Annotated in this window: 16 protein-coding genes; 12 read left to right on the forward strand and 4 right to left on the reverse strand. The window is 72.3% G+C overall.

Features of this window, described 5'->3' with window-relative positions:
• Window positions 1-2: 2 nt before the first annotated feature.
• The gene (locus ABT057_RS03450; protein ID WP_352340735.1) at window positions 3-1,550 is read right to left on the reverse strand and encodes a S1 family peptidase; all 1,548 of its coding nucleotides are present in this window, start codon (window positions 1,548-1,550) and stop codon (window positions 3-5) included.
• Between the two features lie 755 nt (window positions 1,551-2,305).
• On the opposite strand from ABT057_RS03450, the gene ABT057_RS03455 reads away from it, so the two are divergent.
• The 4 genes from ABT057_RS03455 (at window position 2,306) to ABT057_RS03470 (ending at window position 8,487) form a co-directional block, all read left to right on the forward strand.
• Window positions 2,306-2,521, forward strand: a complete 216-nt coding sequence (locus ABT057_RS03455) for a type A2 lantipeptide (protein WP_352340736.1) — start codon at window positions 2,306-2,308, stop codon at window positions 2,519-2,521.
• 86 nt (window positions 2,522-2,607) lie between these two features.
• Window positions 2,608-3,414, forward strand: coding sequence for an HlyD family efflux transporter periplasmic adaptor subunit (locus ABT057_RS03460; RefSeq protein WP_352340737.1), 807 nt, complete (start codon window positions 2,608-2,610; stop codon window positions 3,412-3,414).
• Complete coding sequence (locus ABT057_RS03465; protein ID WP_352340738.1) at window positions 3,411-5,633, forward strand: NHLP family bacteriocin export ABC transporter peptidase/permease/ATPase subunit; 2,223 nt, start codon at window positions 3,411-3,413, stop codon at window positions 5,631-5,633. Before ABT057_RS03460 ends, ABT057_RS03465 begins: the two co-directional genes overlap by 4 nt.
• A gap of 1 nt (window position 5,634) precedes the next feature.
• Window positions 5,635-8,487 carry an NHLP bacteriocin export ABC transporter permease/ATPase subunit gene (locus ABT057_RS03470; RefSeq protein WP_352340739.1) on the forward strand — a complete coding sequence of 951 codons (2,853 nt, stop codon included), beginning with the start codon at window positions 5,635-5,637 and terminating at the stop codon, window positions 8,485-8,487.
• A 4-nt stretch (window positions 8,488-8,491) separates the two neighbouring features.
• On the opposite strand, the gene ABT057_RS03475 is transcribed toward ABT057_RS03470, so the two are convergent.
• A complete protein-coding gene (locus tag ABT057_RS03475; RefSeq protein ID WP_352340740.1) occupies window positions 8,492-9,004 on the reverse strand; it encodes an SRPBCC family protein in 513 nt (170 codons plus the stop codon).
• 188 nt (window positions 9,005-9,192) lie between these two features.
• Between ABT057_RS03475 and ABT057_RS03480 the strand changes: the two genes are divergently transcribed.
• From ABT057_RS03480 to ABT057_RS03505, 6 genes are all read left to right on the forward strand, one after another.
• Entirely contained in the window at window positions 9,193-10,695 is a 1,503-nt protein-coding gene (locus tag ABT057_RS03480; RefSeq protein ID WP_352340741.1) for an MFS transporter, read from the forward strand.
• Between the two features lie 197 nt (window positions 10,696-10,892).
• Window positions 10,893-11,066 carry a hypothetical protein gene (locus ABT057_RS03485; protein ID WP_352340742.1) on the forward strand — a complete coding sequence of 58 codons (174 nt, stop codon included), beginning with the start codon at window positions 10,893-10,895 and terminating at the stop codon, window positions 11,064-11,066.
• A 49-nt stretch (window positions 11,067-11,115) separates the two neighbouring features.
• Window positions 11,116-12,147, forward strand: a complete 1,032-nt coding sequence (locus tag ABT057_RS03490; protein ID WP_352340743.1) for an iron-containing redox enzyme family protein — start codon at window positions 11,116-11,118, stop codon at window positions 12,145-12,147.
• Between the two features lie 12 nt (window positions 12,148-12,159).
• A complete protein-coding gene (locus ABT057_RS03495) occupies window positions 12,160-12,828 on the forward strand; it encodes a HemK2/MTQ2 family protein methyltransferase (protein WP_352340972.1) in 669 nt (222 codons plus the stop codon).
• Entirely contained in the window at window positions 12,809-13,063 is a 255-nt protein-coding gene (locus ABT057_RS03500; protein ID WP_352340744.1) for a CDGSH iron-sulfur domain-containing protein, read from the forward strand. The genes ABT057_RS03495 and ABT057_RS03500 overlap by 20 nt, the downstream gene beginning before the upstream one ends.
• Before the next feature lie 91 nt (window positions 13,064-13,154).
• Window positions 13,155-13,517: an STAS domain-containing protein gene (locus ABT057_RS03505; RefSeq protein WP_352340745.1), complete on the forward strand. Its 363-nt coding sequence runs from the start codon at window positions 13,155-13,157 to the stop codon at window positions 13,515-13,517.
• Window positions 13,518-13,672: 155 nt separating this feature from the next.
• Here the strand turns inward: ABT057_RS03505 and ABT057_RS03510 are convergent, their stop codons facing one another.
• A complete protein-coding gene (locus tag ABT057_RS03510) occupies window positions 13,673-14,116 on the reverse strand; it encodes a subtilase-type protease inhibitor (RefSeq protein WP_352340746.1) in 444 nt (147 codons plus the stop codon).
• 319 nt (window positions 14,117-14,435) lie between these two features.
• On the opposite strand from ABT057_RS03510, the gene abmR reads away from it, so the two are divergent.
• Window positions 14,436-14,963 (forward strand): ATP-binding transcription factor AbmR, encoded by a 528-nt coding sequence (gene abmR, locus ABT057_RS03515; RefSeq protein WP_352340747.1) that lies wholly within the window; start codon window positions 14,436-14,438, stop codon window positions 14,961-14,963.
• 64 nt (window positions 14,964-15,027) lie between these two features.
• Window positions 15,028-16,197: a lactate 2-monooxygenase gene (locus ABT057_RS03520; RefSeq protein ID WP_352340748.1), complete on the forward strand. Its 1,170-nt coding sequence runs from the start codon at window positions 15,028-15,030 to the stop codon at window positions 16,195-16,197.
• A gap of 6 nt (window positions 16,198-16,203) precedes the next feature.
• On the opposite strand, the gene ABT057_RS03525 is transcribed toward ABT057_RS03520, so the two are convergent.
• Window positions 16,204-17,829, reverse strand: a complete 1,626-nt coding sequence (locus ABT057_RS03525) for an RICIN domain-containing protein (RefSeq protein ID WP_352340749.1) — start codon at window positions 17,827-17,829, stop codon at window positions 16,204-16,206.
• Between the last annotated feature and the right edge of the window lie 357 nt (window positions 17,830-18,186).

An 18,186-nucleotide genomic window follows, 5' to 3' on the forward strand; every position in this document is an offset into this window, starting at 1 on the left:
CGTCACTGCGACTGGGAGATACCCGAGCCGACGTCCTGGCCGTTGCCGCTGTCGTCGGCGCCGTTGCCCGCGTTGTCGTCCGCGCCGTTGCCGGCGTTGTCGTCGGCGCCGTTCCCGGCGTTGTCGTCGGCGCCCTGGATGGCCTCGCCGGTGTTGTCGTCGATGCCGTCACCGTTCTCGTCCACGGCACCCGCGCCCGCGTCGCCGCCGCCCTGGATGGCCTCACCGGTGTTGTCGTCGATGCCGTCACCGTTCTCGTCCACGGCACCGGCACCCGCGTCGCCGCCGCCCTGGATGGCCTCACCAGTGTTGTCGTCGATGCCGTCACCGTTCTCGTCCACGGCACCCGCGCCCGCGTTGTCGTCGCCGACGCCGTCGCCCGCACCGACGCCGCCGCCGTCACCGAGGGTCGCGCCGGTCGCCTGCAGGGCGGTGGTCACCGGCTGGAAGAAGGTCTCGCCGCCGGCGGTGCAGTCGCCGCTGCCGCCCGAGGTCAGGCCTATCGCCTGGCCGTCCTGGGTGAACAGGGGGCCGCCGCTGTCGCCGGGCTCGGCGCAGACGTCCGTCTGGATGAGGCCGTTGACGGTGTCGACGCCGTTGGGGTCGGTCTCGCTCTGGAAGTTGACCGTGGCGTCGAGGGCGAGCACGTTGCCGTCGTTCAGACTGGTGGTGCTGCCCATCCGGAAGACCTGGGTGCCCACTGTGGCGTCGGCGGCGCCGGAGATGGCGACGGTCTGGTCGCCCGTGTTGACCTCGCTCGGCGCCTCGGTGTTCGGGTCGTCGTACTTCACGAGTGCGAAGTCGCCGTCGCCGGGGAAGGTCGCCTGGTCGACCGTGGCGATCGGCTGTCCGGTCTCGGAGTCGGACCACTCCTTGGCGGCCACACCACAGTGGCCGGCGGTCAGGAAGGCCGGGCTGCCGTCGCTGGCGGTGACGTTGAAGCCGAGCGAGCAGCGGACCGTGCCGCCGTCCGCCTGGGCGAAGATGGCGTCACCGCCCGACACGAAGGTCTTGAAGGTGCCGGCCGACTTCTTGAGGGTCGCCATGCCCGAGCCGAGCTTCGCGACGGTGGACTCGACCTTGTCCCACTTGCTGCCGGTGACCGTGGAGTCGGCGGTGACGAGGATCTTGTCCGTCTTCGGGTCGACGGCCCACGCGGTGCCGGGGATGGTCGCCTCGGCCTTCAGCGTCTTGGCGGCGGCCGCGAGTTCGGCCGTGCTGTTCTCGACCTCGCGGACCTTGGCGCCGGCCTTCTCGGCCTGGACGACGACGTTGTTGTTGTCGCCGGAGACGTTCACGACGTTGATCACGAGCTGCTTGTCGTCGGAGTCGTAGTACGAGCCCGCGAATGCGTCACCGAGCAGCTTCTCGAGCTGCGCGGCGAGGTCCGAGGCGTCGCCCGCCGCAAGGGTCTTCACCGAGGCGGCGTCGTTGGACCCGCCGTCCTGGGAGGCGTTGGCCTGGGGAAGCAGGATGGCCGCCGCTCCGAGCGCCGCCACACCGCCGACCGCGATGATGGCCTTACGCTTCGTAACTCGCTTGTGACTCAAAAAACTCGACCTCCTGGGGGACGGGGTCTGCTGCCGGTGTCCGGCAGCTCCGTACAGCGGCGCCTGGTTGGCCATGAGTACGCGGGTGACGCGGGCTGCGTTCAATCGCGTTTGCCAACTTCCTTTGCGCAATGCGGAATCGGCCATGACCCCGGACTGACCGAGCCATGGGGAGACAACCGCCCATATGCCGATGACCACCGTCGAAGCCGACAAGATCCTTCCTGGCCGCGGCCCTGGGCACCGCGAAGGCTCAAGGCCTCCGCGACATCGCGCGATTCCCACGGATGGCTTGTTCTCGACGGTCTGGCCGATCCGCTACGCGCACCGGAAGTGATCGCTTCGTCACGGTCCGCCGCGGTCCGGAAATCTGCACACCGATTGCCCAAGCGGGTCACCTGAGGCGGGGATTCTGCACAACTCCGCGGGACCGTCCGCGCCTTTGGGACCGGAGTGTCGCATTCGCCGCGACAGCGCCGGCCGCTCATCCGAGCGAACCGGGTCCTAGTCGTGAAGGAGTCGGCGACAAGTCGTGCCCACCTCTGCACGGTTCAACGCTCCTGTGACGCAAGTGCCCAGGTGAGAGGGGTGGTTGATTGGATCCGCCGCTGCCGGACCTGCTTTGATCCATCGCACCGCAAGGACCGCACGGCCCCGGAAACGGGTGGCGGGCACTCGCGGTTCGCGGCCGTCATCTGTCCCCAGAGGGGGCCGCTCCCCCCTTATGAGATATCCATGTGAAGGGAAGTTCCATCATGAACTCCACCCCCCAGGTTGAGACCGTCGAGATCTCCGACGCCGACCTCGACAACGTCTCCGGCGGTCTGTCCGTGAACGCCCTCGGCACCGTCACCGGCCTGGTGGACGGCATCGCCCCGGTCTCCGGCCTGGTCGACACGGCCGTCGGCACCGTCGAGGGTGTCACCGGTCTGAGCACCGCCCCGGTCACCAACCTGGTCGCCGGTCTCTGATCGCACCTGTGTGACCTTCCGAGTCCCGGAGCCGTACCGCGGCTCCGGGACTTGTCGGTGTCCGAAGAACTCCCCGAGAGAAGCCCGTGCAGTTCCGCCAACAGGCCCTCGCCAAGCTCCAGTCGCCGGAGGAACTCGACCTCCCGGTCCGTTTCGCGCGCCCGCAGGGCTGGCTGGTGCTGTCCGTGACCGTGCTGGTCATGGCGGCCGCGTCCGTGTGGGCGGTGACCGGTTCGGTCGCGTCCACGGTGAGCGCCCCGGCCGTCCTCACCCATGGAGAGGGCAGCTACATCCTGCAGAGCCCCGCCGCCGGCCAGGTCACCGCCGTCCTCGCGAAGGAGGGCCAGCGGCTGCCCGCCGGCTCCCCCGTGCTGAAGGTGCGCACGGCCGAGGGCGAGGCCGTGGTGCGGACGGTCGCCGCGGGGCGGATCACCGCGCTCGCCGCCACCATCGGGCAGATCATCTCCACCGGCGCGAACGTCGCCGCCGTCGAGAAGGTCGCCGGCGCTGACGACCCGCTGTACGCGACGGTGTACGTGCCGGCGGAGAACGCCGCGTCGATCCCCGAGGACGCGGCCGTGGACCTGACCGTGCAGACCGTGCCGTCCCAGGAGTACGGCGTGCTGCGGGGCCATGTGAAGTCGGTGGACCGCGCCGCCCAGTCGGCGCGGCAGATCGCGGCGTTCCTCGGCGACAGCCAGCTGGGCGAGCAGTTCACCGAGGACGGCCGTCCCGTGGCGGTGCTGGTGAGGCTGGACAAGGCCTCGGGCACCAAGAGCGGCTACAAGTGGTCCTCGGCGGACGGGCCGCCGTACCGGCTCACCTCCATGACCATGGCCACCGGCTCGATCCGGCTGGCCGACCAGCGTCCCGTCGATTGGCTGCTGCCGTGACCACCGCCGAGCGGACCCGCAGCCGCCGCCGGACCGCGCCGCCCGGGCGCACTGTCCCCAAGAGCCGTACGAAGACGGTCCGTACACCGACCGTGCTCCAGATGGAGGCGGTGGAGTGCGGCGCCGCCTCCCTCGCGATGATCCTCGGCCACTACGGCCGGCACGTCCCGCTGGAGGAGCTGCGCATCGCGTGCGGTGTCTCCCGGGACGGCTCGCGCGCGAGCAACCTGCTGAAAGCCGCCCGCGGTTACGGCCTGACGGCCAAGGGCATGCAGATGGACCTGGCCGCCCTCGCCGAGGTGAAGGCGCCCGCGATCCTCTTCTGGGAGTTCAACCACTACGTCGTCTACGACGGCATGGGCCGTCGCTTCGGCCGGCGCGGGGTGTTCATCAACGACCCCGGCAAGGGCAGGCGTTTCGTGCCGATGGAGGACTTCGACGGCAGCTTCACCGGGGTCGTGCTGGTGCTGGAGCCGGGCGAGGGCTTCGAGCGCGGCGGACGCAGGCCGGGGGTGCTGGGTGCGATGCCCGCCCGGTTGCGCGGCACGGCGGGCACCATGCCGGCGGCGGTGCTGGCGAGCCTGCTCCTGGTGCTGGTCGGAGCCGCCGTCCCGGCGCTGAGCCGGACCTACATCGACCTGTTCCTGATCGGCGGTCAGACCTCCCTGCTGGAGGTGCTGTTCGCCTCGATGGGGACCTGCGTGGCGCTCACCGTCGCCCTGACCTGGCTCCAGCAGGCCAACCTCCACCACGGCCGGATCGTCTCCTCCACCCTCTCCAGCGCCCGCTTCCTGCGCCATCTGCTGCGGCTGCCGGTGACGTTCTTCTCCCAGCGCAGCCCGGCCGACCTGGTGCAGCGGCTGCAGTCGAACGACGCCGTCGCCGAGACCCTGGCCCGCGACCTCGCCTCGGCGGGCGTGGACGCGGTGGTCGTCGTCCTGTACGCCGTCCTCCTCTACACCTACGACCCGCAGCTGACGTTCGTCGGGATCGGCGTGGCGCTGCTGAACATCGTGGCGATGCGGATCGTGATCCGGCTGCGGGCGACCCGCACGGCGAAGCTGCGCGCGGACAACGCCCGGCTCACCAACACGGCCTACTCCGGGCTGCAGTTGATCGAGACGATGAAGGCGACCGGCGGCGAGGAAGGCTACTTCCGCAAGTGGGCCGGTCAGCACGCCACCACCCTGGAGGAGCAGCAGCGGCTCGGCGTGCCGAGCGCCTGGCTGGGCGTGGTCGCGCCGACCCTCGCCTCCCTGAACAGCGCGCTGATCCTGTGGATCGGCGGGATGCGGGCGATCGAGGGCCATGTCTCGGTGGGCCTGCTGGTCGCCTTCCAGGCGCTGGTCACCCGCTTCACCGCCCCGCTGACCCGGCTGAACGGCGTCGCGGGCCGGATCCAGGACTTCGCGGCGGACGTGGCCCGGCTGAAGGACGTGGAGAACTTCCGCACCGACCCGCTCTACGACCGCCCGGGCGGCGCCGACTCGACCCGCCGCCTCCAGGGGCACGTCGAGCTGGAGAACATCACCTTCGGCTACAGCCCCCTGGACAAGCCGCTGCTGTCCGGGTTCGACCTGACCGTCGGCCCGGGACAGCAGGTGGCGCTGGTGGGCGGCTCCGGCAGTGGCAAGTCGACGGTGTCCAGGCTGATCTCGGGTCTGTACGCGCCCTGGGAGGGCGTGATCCGCATCGATGGACAGCGCCTGGAGGACATCCCGCGCGGGGCGCTCGCCTCCTCCGTCTCCTTCGTGGACCAGGAGGTGTTCCTCTTCGAGGGGACGGTCCGCGACAACGTGGCGCTGTGGGACCCGTCCGTCCCGGACGACGCGGTGGTGGAGGCGCTGCGGGACGCGGCGCTGTACGACGTGGTCACGCGCCGGCCCGGCGGCATCCACAGCAGGGTCGAGCAGGACGGCCGGAACTTCTCCGGCGGCCAGCGTCAACGCCTGGAGATCGCACGGGCGTTGGTGCGCCGCCCCAGCATCCTGGTGCTGGACGAGGTGACCAGCGCGCTGGACGCGGAGACCGAGTTGGCCGTGATGGACAGTCTGCGCCGCCGTGGCTGCGCGTGCGTGGTGATCGCCCACCGGCTCAGCACGGTCCGCGACAGCGACGAGATCGTGGTCCTCCGGCACGGCACGATCGTCGAGCGCGGGCGGCACGCGGACCTGGTCGCACGGGGCGGGACGTACGCGGCACTGGTCAGGGAGCGGTGAGATGACGGCCGTACGAGAAGGGGACCACGTCCTCGCCGCACTGGGACAGATGGGTGCGCGCATCGACTGCGCGGGTTTCGGCCGGCTCGACCTCGAGGGCCCGCAGGTGCTGTGGCTGGTGGCCTCCGGGGCGCTGGACCTGTTCGCGGTGGACGCCGCACAGCAGGGGCACTGGCACCACTTGGGCCGGCTGAAGGCGGGCTCGCTCCTGCTGGGCCCGGTCGCGGGGCCGCAGCACACCCTCGTGGCCCGCCCGTTGCGCGACTGTGTCGTCCACCGCATCGGCCTGCGCGAGCTGTACCAGACCGCGGACACCCAGACCTGGTCCTACGACGAGTACGGCAACCCCCAGTACGTGCCGCCGACTTCGAGTCCGCTGGAGTACGCGCTGGCTCTCGGTGTCGGCCGCGGCCTGTCCGTCCTCTTCCAGGCGCCGATGGCGACGGAGAAACCCGCGGAGGACGGGGGTGCCCCCGTGGGGGCGTATTCGAGCACGGGGGAGGACGACGACGTCTTCTGGATGCAGGTGCCGCCCGGCAGTGTCCGGTACGGCTCGCTGTACGGCGCGGAGGCGGCCGCCGACCTGCTGATGGACCCGGCGGTGTGGCAGTCCATGGTGGACCAGCAGTACCGGCTGCTCACCACACTGGACCGCTGGATCGAACAGCTGGAGCGCACCCACGAGGACCGCACCGCGGCCGGTATCAGGGCCGGTGAAGCGGTCCGCGCCCAGGCCGACCGCACGCTCCTGGCGTCGATCGGCCGGAAGTCCGGGCAGCGCACGACGTCCGCCGACGCGGACGCCACGTTCGCCGCGTGCCGGCTGGTCGCCCGGGCGGCCGGGATCACGCTCACCGAACCCACGCGGTCGGGGCCCGGCGACGACCGCCTCGACCCGGTGGAACAGGTCGCGATCGCCTCCCGGGTCCGCACCCGTGCCATACGGCTCGACGGGCGCTGGTGGCGGGACGACGTGGGCCCGCTGGTGGGCCACCGGGCGCTGTCCGGGGCGCCGGTCGCGCTGCTGTGGCGGCGCGGCGGCTATGTCGCCGTCCATCCTTCGACCGGGCGGGAGACGCCGGTCGAGAAGGCGAACGCGGAGGAGTTCGAGCCGCGGGCCGTCATGTTCTACCGTCCGCTGCCGGAGCGCGGGCCCGGTCCGCTCCGGCTGCTGCGGTTCAGCATGCGGGGAGCCCGCGGCGATCTGACGAACCTGCTGCTGAGCGGGCTGGTGACGGTGGCGATCGGGGCGCTGGTGCCGGTCGCGACGGGCAGGGTGCTCGGCGAGTACGTGCCCAGGGCCCAGCAGGGGCTGATCGTCCAGACCTGTCTCGCGGTGATGGTGAGCAGTGTGGTGGCGGCGGCCTTCATGCTGATGCAGAACCTGACCATCCTGCGTCTGGAGGGCCGGATCGAGGCCACCCTCCAGCCGGCCGTGTGGGACAGGCTGTTGCGCCTGCCGACGAAGTTCTTCGCGGAGCGGTCGACGGGCGAACTCGCGAGCGCTGCCATGGGCATCAGTGCGATCCGGCGGCTGCTGGCGGGCCTCGGCCCCTCGGTCGCCCAGTCGGTGACCGTCGGCGCGATGAATCTGGGGCTGCTGCTCTGGTACAGCGTCCCGATGGCGCTGGCCGCGATCGGGATGCTCGTCGTCATCGCCGGGGTGTTCCTCAGCCTCGGACTGTGGCAGGTGCGCTGGCAGCGGCGGCTGGTGGTGCTCTCCAACAAGCTGAACAACCAGGCGTTCCAGACCCTGCGGGGGCTGCCGAAGCTGCGGGTGGCGGCCGCCGAGAACTACGCCTACGCGGCCTGGGCGGACCGGTTCGCGCACAGCCGGGAGCTGCAGCAGCGACTCGGCCGGATCAAGAACCTCAACACGGTCCTGGGCGCGGTCTATCTGCCGCTGTGCTCGCTGCTGATGTTCATGCTGCTGGCCGGTCCGGCGCGGGGCGCGCTGTCGGCGGCGGACTTCCTCACCTTCAACACCTCGATGACGATGCTGCTGACCTCGGTCACCTCGCTGACCGGCGCCTTCGTGTCGGCGGTGGCCGCGCTGCCGCTGTTCGAGGAGATCCGCCCGGTGCTGGAGGCGACCCCGGAGGTGCGCACGGCGAGCACCCGCCCCGGCCCGCTCTCCGGCGCCCTGGAGGCCCGCCGTCTCTCCTTCCGCTACTCCGACGACGGCCCGCTCGTCCTCGACGACGTCTCCTTCGAGGTGCGGCCGGGCGAGTTCGTGGCGGTCGTCGGCCCCAGCGGCTGCGGCAAGTCCACCCTTCTGCGCCTGCTCATCGGCTTCGACAAGCCTCTCTCGGGCAGCGTCCTGTACGACGGCCAGGACCTGGCCGCGCTGGACCAGTCGGCGGTGCGCCGGCAGTGCGGGGTCGTCCTCCAGCACGCCCAGCCCTTCACCGGCTCGATCCTGGACGTCATCTGCGGCACCGGGTCGTACTCGCCGGAGGAGGCGATGGCGGCGGCCGAACTGGCGGGGCTCGCGGAGGACATCAGGCGGATGCCGATGGGGCTGCACACCATCGTCGCCGGCAGCGGCTCGGTCTCCGGCGGCCAGCGCCAGCGGCTGATGATCGCCCAGGCGCTGATCCGGCGGCCGCGCATCCTCTTCTTCGACGAGGCGACCAGCGCCCTCGACAACGACACCCAGCGCACGGTCATCGAGAGCACCCGCAAGCTGAACGCCACCCGCCTCGTCATCGCGCACCGCCTGTCCACCGTGATGGACGCCGACCGGGTGGTGGTGATGGAGAACGGCAGGATCGCCCAGCAGGGCCCGCCCGCCCAGCTCCTCGCGGACCCGACCGGCCGCCTGCACGAACTGGTACGACGGCAGCTGGCCTAGGGACTCAGGTGTGCTGTCCGGGGACGGGTGCGCCGTGGGGGAAGCCCGCCTCGACGTAGGCGCGGTAGTACGTCTTCCAGGGGCCGGTGCCGCCGGTGCCGCCGTCGGCCCGCGCGTCCAGGGCGGCCAGGCACACCTCCCAGCCGGCCGCGTTGCGGGCGGCGGTGTCCGGGCTCTCGAGCACGTCCGTCAGGGTGAGGCGGGTGCGGTCGCCGGTCACGGCTTCCAGGTCGAAGCGGAGTTCGTCGCCGCCCCACGCGAAGGACAGGTGCCGGGGCGCGTCCACGGCGAGGACCCGGCCGGTCGACTCCGGCATGTTCGCGTCGCCGGTGAACCGGATGGTGCCCCCTGAGCGCAGCTCGATCTCGACGTGGGACGGGAACCAGTGGGCCAGCTCCCCGGGGTCGGTGACGAACTGCCAGACGCGGTAGGCGGGATGGCCGTAGGTCCGGCTGAAGCGGACGGCGGGGCGGCCGTCGTCCAGGGTGAGATACGTACCGGTCGGATCGGTCGGCATGGCGGATCAGTCCTCTCTCGTCCATGAGCCTGCCCACGGGCATGGACCGGCCCTCACTGCCCTCCCGCTAACGAAACTTTGCCGTTTCGCTGGAAGTGGTCTAGCCTCTATGTGTACGAAACAGTTTCGTTTACGCCTTCTTTGCCTTCCCGTCTCCTGCCGCACCAACCTCCCTGGAGTCGTTCCCCATGACAGCGAAGACCTTGACGGACGGCACCCGCACGGGTGCCGAACAGGCGCCGGCCGCCGCCTCCGGCAGGAAGTGGTGGATCCTCGCCGTCGTCGCCCTGGCCCAGCTGATGGTGGTCCTGGACGCCACCATCGTGAACATCGCCCTGCCCTCGGCCCAGGCCGACCTCGGCTTCTCCGACGGCAACCGGCAGTGGATCGTCACCGCGTACGCGCTCACGTTCGCCTCCCTGCTGCTGCTCGGAGGCCGGATAGCCGACCTCTTCGGCCGCAAGACGGCCTTCCTGATCGGTGTCGTCGGCTTCGCCGCCGTCTCCGCGCTCGGCGGCGCGGCCACCAACTTCGAGATGCTGGTCACCGCCCGCGCCCTCCAGGGTGCCTTCGGCGCGCTGCTCGCGCCCGCCGCGCTCTCCCTGCTGAACACGACCTTCACCGACGCCAAGGAACGGGCCAAGGCGTTCAGCGTCTACGGCGCCATCGCCGGCGCGGGCGGCGCGGTGGGCCTGCTGCTCGGCGGCCTCCTGACCGACGCGCTCGACTGGCGCTGGACCCTCTACGTCAACGTGGCCATCGCCGTGCTCGCCTTCGCCGGCGGCTGGATCCTGCTGGCCAACCACCGCGACGCCGCGAACTCCAGGCTGGACGTCCCCGGTACCCTTCTGGTCGCCGCCGGACTGTTCGCCGTCGTCTACGGCTTCTCCAACGCCGAGACCCACGACTGGGGCTCCGCGCAGACCTGGGGCTTCCTGATCGCGGGCGGGGTACTGCTGGTGGCGTTCACCTGGTGGCAGACGCGCGCCGCGCACCCGCTGCTGCCGCTGCGCATCCTGCTCGACCGCAACCGCGCGGCCTCCTTCTTCGCCGTCCTCATCTCCGGCGCGGGCATGTTCGGCGTCTTCCTCTTCCTCACCTACTACCTCCAGCTCAACCTGGGCTTCAGCCCCACGAAGACCGGTGTCGCGTTCCTGCCGATGGTCGGCGCGCTGATGGTGACGGCCCAGGTCGGCACGACCGTCCTGGTGCCGCGGATCGGCCCGAAGGCGGTCATCCCGCTGGGCTTCGCGATCGCCGGCGTGGGCATGGCCTGGCTGACCGGCATCGGTGTGGGCTCCTCCTACCTGAGCGCGGTGCTGCCGCAGCTGATCGTCACCGGTGTCGGCCTCGGCCTGGTCATGCCGCCCGCCATGCAGATGGCCACCGGCGGGGTCGCCGCCGAGGACGCGGGGGTGGCCTCCGCGACGGTCAACGCGATGCAGCAGGTCGGCGGCTCGATCGGTACGGCCCTGCTGAACACGCTGGCCGCGAGCGCCGCGACCGACTACCTGTCCGGCCGGGACGCCACCAGCAAGCTGGTCCAGGCGCAGGCCACCATCGAGAGCTACACCACCGCCTTCTGGTGGTCGGCGGGCTTCTTCGCGGCGGGCGCGGTGATCGCGTTCCTGCTCTTCCGCCGCGGGGTGCCGCAGCAGGACGCCGACGCCGCGACGGTCGTCCACATGTGACGCCGCCGGCCGCCCAGGGAGCCGCACCGGGAGCGAGAGGCCGCCGTCCGCCAGGGACGGCGGCCTCTTCCGTGGGCGGACCCGCGTGGGACGGCGCGGGAGGCGGGTACCCGCCGTGCCGCCGGGCGGGGGCCCGCCTCCGGGACGGCCCCGACGACGCACGGCACACACCGGAACACCCGACAGAGGAGTGGCGCATGTCCGACGACCGCAAGCCTCCCGAGACCGCGCTCGAAGAGGTGCTCAGGGAGATCGAGGACGCCGAGAGCCGGGCCGACGACCCCGCGGACGGGCGGCGCGGCCACCGGGGCGAGGCCGCCGAGGCCATCACCCCGAACACACGTGCCGAGGAGGAGTCCCAGGACGACTGAGCGGCCGGTGGAGCCGGGTTGCCCGGAGCCCTCGGGGTACCCGGCCCGCATGGCACACGAAGGTCCACCGCTGCCGCCGCCCCGCGGCCCGGTCTCGACGGCCGTGCGGGCGTACCTGCTGGACACGGGCCCGCTGCCGCCCGCCGGTGCGGCCGCCTCCGGGGACCCCTACGGCGACGACCTGCAACTGGCGCTCTACCTCTGCTACGAGCTGCACTACCGCGGCTTCGCCGGGGTCTCCCCGGACCTCGAATGGGACGCCGGCCTGCTGGGCGTCCGCGCCGCGCTGGAGAACCGCTTCCTGACCGCGCTGCGCGAGGACACCCCCGTCCACGACACCGTCGACGACGCGCTCGCGGAGCTCCTCGTCGAGCCGGCCGACGGCACGGGCGTCAGTCATTTCCTGGCCGCCGAGGGCGAGCGGTGGCAGGTGCGCGAGTACGCGGCACAGCGCTCCCTGTACCACCTCAAGGAGGCGGATCCGCACGCGTGGGTGCTGCCGCGCCTGTGCGGGCGGGCCAAGGCGGCGATGGCGGCCGTGGAGTTCGACGAGTTCGGCGGCGGCCGCGCCGACCGGGTCCACGCGCGCCTGTACGCCGACCTGATGGCCGACCTGGACCTGGACACCTCCTACGGCCGCCATCTCGACGCCGCGTGCGCGCAGACGCTGGCCACGGTCAACCTCATGTCCCTGTTCGGCCTGCACCGCGCGCTGCGGGGCGCCCTGGTGGGCCACTTCGCGTTCGTGGAGATCACCTCCTCCCCCGGTTCCCGGCGGCTCGCCGAGGCCATGCGCCGCACGGGCGCCGGGCCCGCCGCCGCGTACTTCTACGACGAGCACGTCGAGGCCGACGCCGTCCACGAGCAGGTCGTACGGCACGACGTGATCGGCGGGCTGCTCGACGAGGAGCCGCAGCTCGCGGCCGACGTCGCGTTCGGCGTCGACGCCACCGGCCTGCTGGAGGACCGCCTGGCCGGGCAGCTGCTCGGCGCCTGGCGCGCGGGGCGATCCTCCCTGCGCACGCCCCTGCCCGGCCCCCCGGCCTCTGCCTCGCCCCCGGAAACGACCGATATTTCCTGATGTCCGGGGTACCTGGTGCGGGTGCAACCACTGGTGCTCCCGGGCGTGTACGCCCCGCAAGACGACACCGCCCTGCTGGCCGGGGCACTGGCCGAGGAACCGCTCGCGCCCGGCTCCGACGTCCTGGACGTCGGGACGGGCACCGGCGCGCTGGCCCTCCAGGCGGCCCGGCGCGGTACCCGGGTGACCGCGGTGGACGTGTCGTGGCGGGCGGTGTTCGCCGCCCGCCTCAACGCGAGGCGGGAGCGGCTTCCGGTGCGGGTGCGGCGCGGCAACCTCTTCACCCCCGTGCACGGGCGGTCCTTCGATCTCATTCTGAGCAACCCGCCCTACATGCCCGTGGCGTCCGCGCCCGGCTGCTCCGGGCCGCGCGGCCCGGCCCGGGCCTGGGACGCGGGCCGGGACGGGCGGCTGCTGCTCGACCGGATCTGCCGCGAGGCGCCCGGGCTGCTACGGCCCGGCGGAGTGCTGCTGCTCGTCCACTCCGCGCTCAGCGACCCCGCGAGCACCCTCGCCTTCCTGCGCGCGTCGGGCCTGAAGGCCTCGGTGACCCGGCGCCGTCGCGTCCCCTTCGGACCGGTGGTGCGGGCCCGCGAGGACTGGCTGCGCACCCGGGGCCTGCTGTCCGCCGAAGAGAAGAACGAGGAGCTGGTGGTCGTCCGTGCCGAACTCCCCCGCTGACCGGCCCTGCCGCCGGATCACCGTCCAGCGCCGCGGCCCGCTGCTCGTCGAGGGCCCGGTGGAGGTGGAACTCGAGGACGGGACGACGGTGACGTCCGACCGTTTCCGGGTCGCCCTGTGCACCTGCCGGCGCAGCCGCCGGTACCCCTGGTGCGACACGAGCCACCGGAGCTCCCACCTGAAAACTCCCGCCGGAAAGTCAATGGATCTACCTGAAATTCACCAGGTCGAGTGAACTAGATCTTGTGCCCGGCGTCGCAGGGATGGCGTGCGCCCCACCGGGGTAGCTACCGCCTTCGAACGGTCCCCTGCCGAGGTGGAACGACATGGCGCCACCGGCCAATCAGCATGCGCGTACTCGTGTCAGCGGCCCCCACCTCGTGGTCGAGGTGCGGGGCGAGATCGACCTGGCGACGGCCCCCCAGGTCGCCGAGCATCTGGACGCGGCCACCTCGGCGGCGACGGCGAGCCCGGACGTCCTGGTCGACCTCCGGAGCGTGGAGTTCTTCGACTGTTCGGGGCTGCGCGTGCTGTGCCGGGCCCAGACGCGGGCGGTGCGGCTCGGCGGACGGCTGCGCGTCGTCGCCGACCAGCCGGAGCTGCGCCGGCTGCTGCGGGCCACGGGCCTGCTGGGCCGCTTTCCGCCGCTCGGCTCGATCCCCGGCGAGAGCGCCCCCGGGACGGAGTGATCCCGGGGAACGAATGATCCCAGGGACCGGCGGGCGGCCCCACTCCGCCCGTCCGGCCCCTGGGTCGCGAGATCACGGTGGTCCCGTGTCAGTGGCCCGTACTCCCCACGTCACGAGCCTGTCGCGGCGTCCACGGGAGCCACGCGATCCCGGTCTCAGAAGGTGAAGAGGCTGCTCTCGGCAGCGTTCTTCACGCACTCGTTGGCGAAGGTGCGCTCGAAGGCGACGCGCTTGCCCTGCCACACACCGTCCACGGTGACGACCACCGGGTCGTACTGCCTGGTGCACAGCGCGTCGCCCGGGCCCGCCAGGGCGTCCGGGTCGCCGCCGACGGCCCGCAGCTCGGCACAGGCCAGGGCGGGTGCCGGGTGGGTACCGGAGGGTCGGGGGGCGCAGCTGAGGGTGACGGCCCGGGCTGCGCCCGCGGAGGCGGCGCTCTCGCCGTGGCCCATGGTCAGCACCAGGGCGGACGGGGCGTAGAGGGAGGCCGGTGACGCCGCCGGGGTCTCCGGTGCGGCGAGCGCAGAGTGGGCGAGGGGTCCGCAGACGGTGGCGGCCGTGAGGCCGAGGGTCGCTGCCCAGCGCGCGGTGTTCCGCATTGTGTGCATCCTTCCGCTCGATTCGAGGGTGTGCCGCAGCCGGCGCGATCGGTGCCGGACGCGGCGAGCGCGAGTCTGCCGAGTCCGCCGCCGGAACTCACATCGACCCCATGAAATTCAGTAACCTTGCGTATTGAATCAGTGGCGCGAAGTAACGGAATTCGAACGTTTCAACGCCGGAAGCAAGCGCTTCATGATCCTTCTCGTCGGCCGGGTGGCCGATTTCCAGGGGTTCGTCAATCGGCCTGAAACATTCCGCTCTCGGCGGACCCCTCCGCCCGCCCTTGTGTTCATGGACCAGCGGAGTAATCGTCATTACATGATTACCGATGAGCAGAGAGAGAAGCTGAGGGGCTGGTTCGCCGGGCGGCTGCCCGACGACCTGTTCGAGGAACTCGTCGAGGTCGTGGTCGACCGCGAGGAGATCACCGTGATCGGCCGGGTGCCGGCGCCCCGGCTGGCCGAGGAGGCCCCGGCCGCCGAACGGGAGGCGGCCGTGACCGCCCGGATCCAGGAGTTCCGCGAGCGCACCCGGGAGACCCGGATGGCGGTGGCCCGGGACGCCGAGCACCAGTTCCGCCGCAAGGTGTCGTGGGGCGTGGTGTGCGACTCGGAGCGCGCCCTGTTCACCCACGTCGCCGCACCGGTCATGACCCGGCTGCGGCAGCCCGAGCGCCAGGTGCTGGACACCCTGATCGCCGGCGGCGTGGCGCGCAGCCGCAGTGACGCGCTCGCCTGGTGCGTCCGGCTGGTGCAGCGGCACACCGACGACTGGCTCGCCGAACTGCGGGAGTCACTGGAGCACGTGCAGCGGGTGCGGGAACAGGGGCCGGACGCGGCCCGGTGAGCCGGCTACCGGTCGGTATCGTCGCCGTGCACGCGGGCTCGACGACGAGAGGCGGAACGTACGGATGGCGAGGCACTGGGCGGACTTCCAGTACGAGATCTACCTGAACGGCATGACGGGCAGGGTTCCCCGGCTGCCCACCGACCTGACGCGGCTCGAGGAGCTGACGGAGCGGCGGCTCGGCCCCGGGCCGGTCGGCTATGTGGCCGGCAGCGCGGGCGACGGCAGTACGGCGCGGGCGAACCGGGCGGCCCTGGAGCGCCGGCGCATCGTGCCGCGCATGCTGCGGGACGTGCACGAGCGGGATCTGTCGGTCGAGGTGCTGGGCCGCGCGCTGGCCGCCCCGGTCGCGCTCGCCCCGATCGGCGTGCTGTCGATCATGCATCCGGAGGCCGAGTCCGGGGCGGCCCGGGCGGCGGCCGCGCACGGGGTGCCGTACATCCTTTCCTCCGCCTCGAGCACGCCGATCGAGCAGGTCGCCGAGGCGATGGGGGACGCGGAGCGCTGGTTCCAGCTGTACTGGTCCAAGGACCGCGAGGTGACCCGGAGTTTCCTCGGCCGGGCGCGGGCGAGCGGCTTCACGGTGCTCGTCGTCACCCTGGACACCCCGCTGCTGGCCTGGCGGCCGCGCGATCTCGACCAGGCCTATCTGCCGTTCCTGCACGGCGTGGGCACCGCCAACTACTTCTCCGACCCGGCCTTCCAGGCGGGACTGGCCAAACCACCGCACGAGGATCCGGACGCGGCCGTCCTGCACTTCGTCGACCTGTTCGCGGACCCCGGCAAGACCTGGCCGGACCTGGCGTTCCTGCGGGAGAACTGGGACGGGCCGATCGTGCTCAAGGGCGTCCTGCACCCGGACGACGCCCTCCTCGCCGCGGAGGCCGGGATGGACGGCGTGGTGGTCTCCAACCACGGCGGCCGCCAGGTGGCCGGGTCGATCGCGGCCGCCGACGCGCTGCCCGGCGTCGCGCGGGCGGTGGGCGAGCGGCTCACCGTCCTGTTCGACAGCGGTGTCCGCACCGGCGACGACGTCTTCAAGGCCCTCGCCCTGGGCGCCGAGGCGGTGCTGCTGGGCCGCCCCTACGCCTACGGTCTCGGCCTCGACGGCCGGCCGGGCGTCGAGCACGTCATCCGCTGTCTGCTGGCCGAACTCGACCTCACCCTGGCCCTGTCCGGCCACGCCACGCCGAAGACGGTCGGCCCCGGCGACCTGGCCGGGGAGACGGGGTAGCGCTCCTCAGGCCGTCCCCTCCCACAGCTCCACCGGCTGGGCCGGGACCGGCGCGTCGGTACCGGTGACCGCCAGGGAGCCGGAGGTGGCGGTGGCCGCGTCGGGGAGCCAGCGCTGGGCGGTGGAGTGGTCGCGGACCTTGACCACGACGTCGTCGCCCGCCTCCTCGCCGGCGGCGGCCAGGGCGAGGGTGTCGTCCCAGCGGGGCAGCAGTTCGCCCTGGACGGTGAAGTCGTAGCGGACGTCGTCCGCGCGGGCCTGGCCGGTGTCCGCGCAGGCGCCGAGGACGACCACCCCGGCGTCCGCGTGGGAGTCCACGCACAGATCGCTGTCGGCCGCGCTGTGCAGCAGCCCGTCGTCGGCGTACGACCACTGCTGGGTGAGGCCCGAGCCGCAGTCGGCGAGTTCGAGGGCGGCGCCCTCCTTCGCCTCGCCCCGGACGTCCAGGCAGAGGTCGGCCGCCGCGTTGCGCAACTGGGTCCGCTGGGGTGCGGCGGGCAGCTGGGCGGTGCCGGGGCTCGTCGGAGAGGCGGTGGCGGCCCGCGAGTCGGTGCCGGGAACGGCGCCGCTGGTGGAGGCGGCCGGGTCGGCGCCGCCGTCGTCCATCCACATGCCGGCCGCGAGCAGGGTGGTCAGCACACCGGCCGAGGCGAGACCGACACCGGTGAACAGCGCCCGCGGCGACCTCGGCTGCCCGGCGGCCCGCCGGCGCGGCGACGGGATGCGGGACAGCAGGCTGCCGCCGCGCGGGCGTCCGCCCCGGTGGCGGGCGGATCCCCTGAGCCGTACGGGCTGCTCGGCGCGGCCGGGGCGCGAGTCGTGGTAGCGGCGGGCGCCCCAGCCGAGCACCGCCTCGGCGAGCAGGATGCCGAGGCCGCCCTCGAAGTGGCCGAGCTGCTCGGCCGCGGCGCGGCAGTAACGGCACTCGTCGAGGTGCTTGCGCACGTCCGGCAGGAGTTCGCCGCCCCGGCGGATGGGCACGTCGAGGAGGCGGTTGTAGAAGCGGCAGTCCTTGCTCGGGGCGAGGTCGCGGTGTGCGCGGACCAGGCCCTCGCGGAGCTTTTCGCAGGCCTGTTGGTGGGCGGCGACGACGGTGTCGGTGTCCATGCCGAGCAGCCCGGCGACCGCGCCGACCGGCTCGGCCTCGACCTCCGCGTGCCACAGGACGCCCCGGGCCTCCGCGGACAGGCCCTGGAAGGACCGTTCGGCCAGCACCCGGTTCTCCGGGATCAGGGACTTCGCGGTCCGCATCCCCCGCGCCCCGGCCGGCTTCTTCACCACCGGCACCACCCCGGCGATGCTCTCGTCGGCGGACCACTGCCGGGCCAGGTCCCGCACGGTGACCAGCAGCCGGGGGCGCAGCGCCGTCCCCGGTTCGCCCAGCTTCAGCCGGTCGAAGACCTGGTGGACGGCGGCCGCGGTGAGCATGTTCGAGACGCTGCCGGAGGAGGCCAGGCAGATCACCGCGTACTCGTGCACGGGCCGCCAGTGCCGGGCGATCAGCAGCGCGGTGGGCTGGGCGACCTCGCTGTCCGTGCCGCCGCGTATGCCGGCGGCGAGGAACTCGTCGGATTCTCCGGGGCCACCGCCGGGCGGCGGGTAGGGAGAACGAGGAGGCTGGGGGGTGGGCACTGAGCGGTTCCTTCGGTACGTACCTGGTGTGGTGCGGCGGGGAGCGGGTGTCCGCCTTCACCGGCGAACACAGGACCCGGCCGTCACCCCCCGCTCGGAAGGTTCACCATTGCACAACTAAGTCGTGCGCAACAAGGCGCGAGGACAAGCTGGGCGTTGTTGAAAGAAAGTTGACAACACGGCAGGAGGAATGGCCCGCGGGGTGCCTTTCGTCCCCTCTTGCGCCCCGTGTGAATCAGACGCACACGCCGGGGCGCCGCGCACCTTTCGGGTGGGTGCCCCGCGTAGTGGACTGGACCCGGCCCCTCCTCGGAGGCCCCGCGCAGGAAGGCGGCTCTCCTGCGCCTGATCGGCCGC

It is taken from the genome of Streptomyces sp. NPDC002588, assembly GCF_040295925.1.
Lineage (GTDB): Bacteria > Actinomycetota > Actinomycetes > Streptomycetales > Streptomycetaceae > Streptomyces.

Excerpts from the sequence above, each read along its gene's own strand:
- ABT057_RS03455 (WP_352340736.1), top strand. The coding sequence starts at position 2,306 with ATGAACTCCACCCCCCAGGTTGAGACCGTCGAGATCTCCGACGCCGAC.
- ABT057_RS03470 (WP_352340739.1), top strand. The coding sequence starts at position 5,635 with ATGACGGCCGTACGAGAAGGGGACCACGTCCTCGCCGCACTGGGACAG.
- ABT057_RS03475 (WP_352340740.1), bottom strand. The coding sequence starts at position 9,004 with ATGCCGACCGATCCGACCGGTACGTATCTCACCCTGGACGACGGCCGC.
- ABT057_RS03480 (WP_352340741.1), top strand. The coding sequence starts at position 9,193 with ATGACAGCGAAGACCTTGACGGACGGCACCCGCACGGGTGCCGAACAG.
- ABT057_RS03485 (WP_352340742.1), top strand. The coding sequence starts at position 10,893 with ATGTCCGACGACCGCAAGCCTCCCGAGACCGCGCTCGAAGAGGTGCTC.
- ABT057_RS03490 (WP_352340743.1), top strand. The coding sequence starts at position 11,116 with ATGGCACACGAAGGTCCACCGCTGCCGCCGCCCCGCGGCCCGGTCTCG.
- ABT057_RS03505 (WP_352340745.1), top strand. The coding sequence starts at position 13,155 with ATGGCGCCACCGGCCAATCAGCATGCGCGTACTCGTGTCAGCGGCCCC.
- ABT057_RS03510 (WP_352340746.1), bottom strand. The coding sequence starts at position 14,116 with ATGCGGAACACCGCGCGCTGGGCAGCGACCCTCGGCCTCACGGCCGCC.
- abmR (WP_352340747.1), top strand. The coding sequence starts at position 14,436 with ATGATTACCGATGAGCAGAGAGAGAAGCTGAGGGGCTGGTTCGCCGGG.
- ABT057_RS03520 (WP_352340748.1), top strand. The coding sequence starts at position 15,028 with ATGGCGAGGCACTGGGCGGACTTCCAGTACGAGATCTACCTGAACGGC.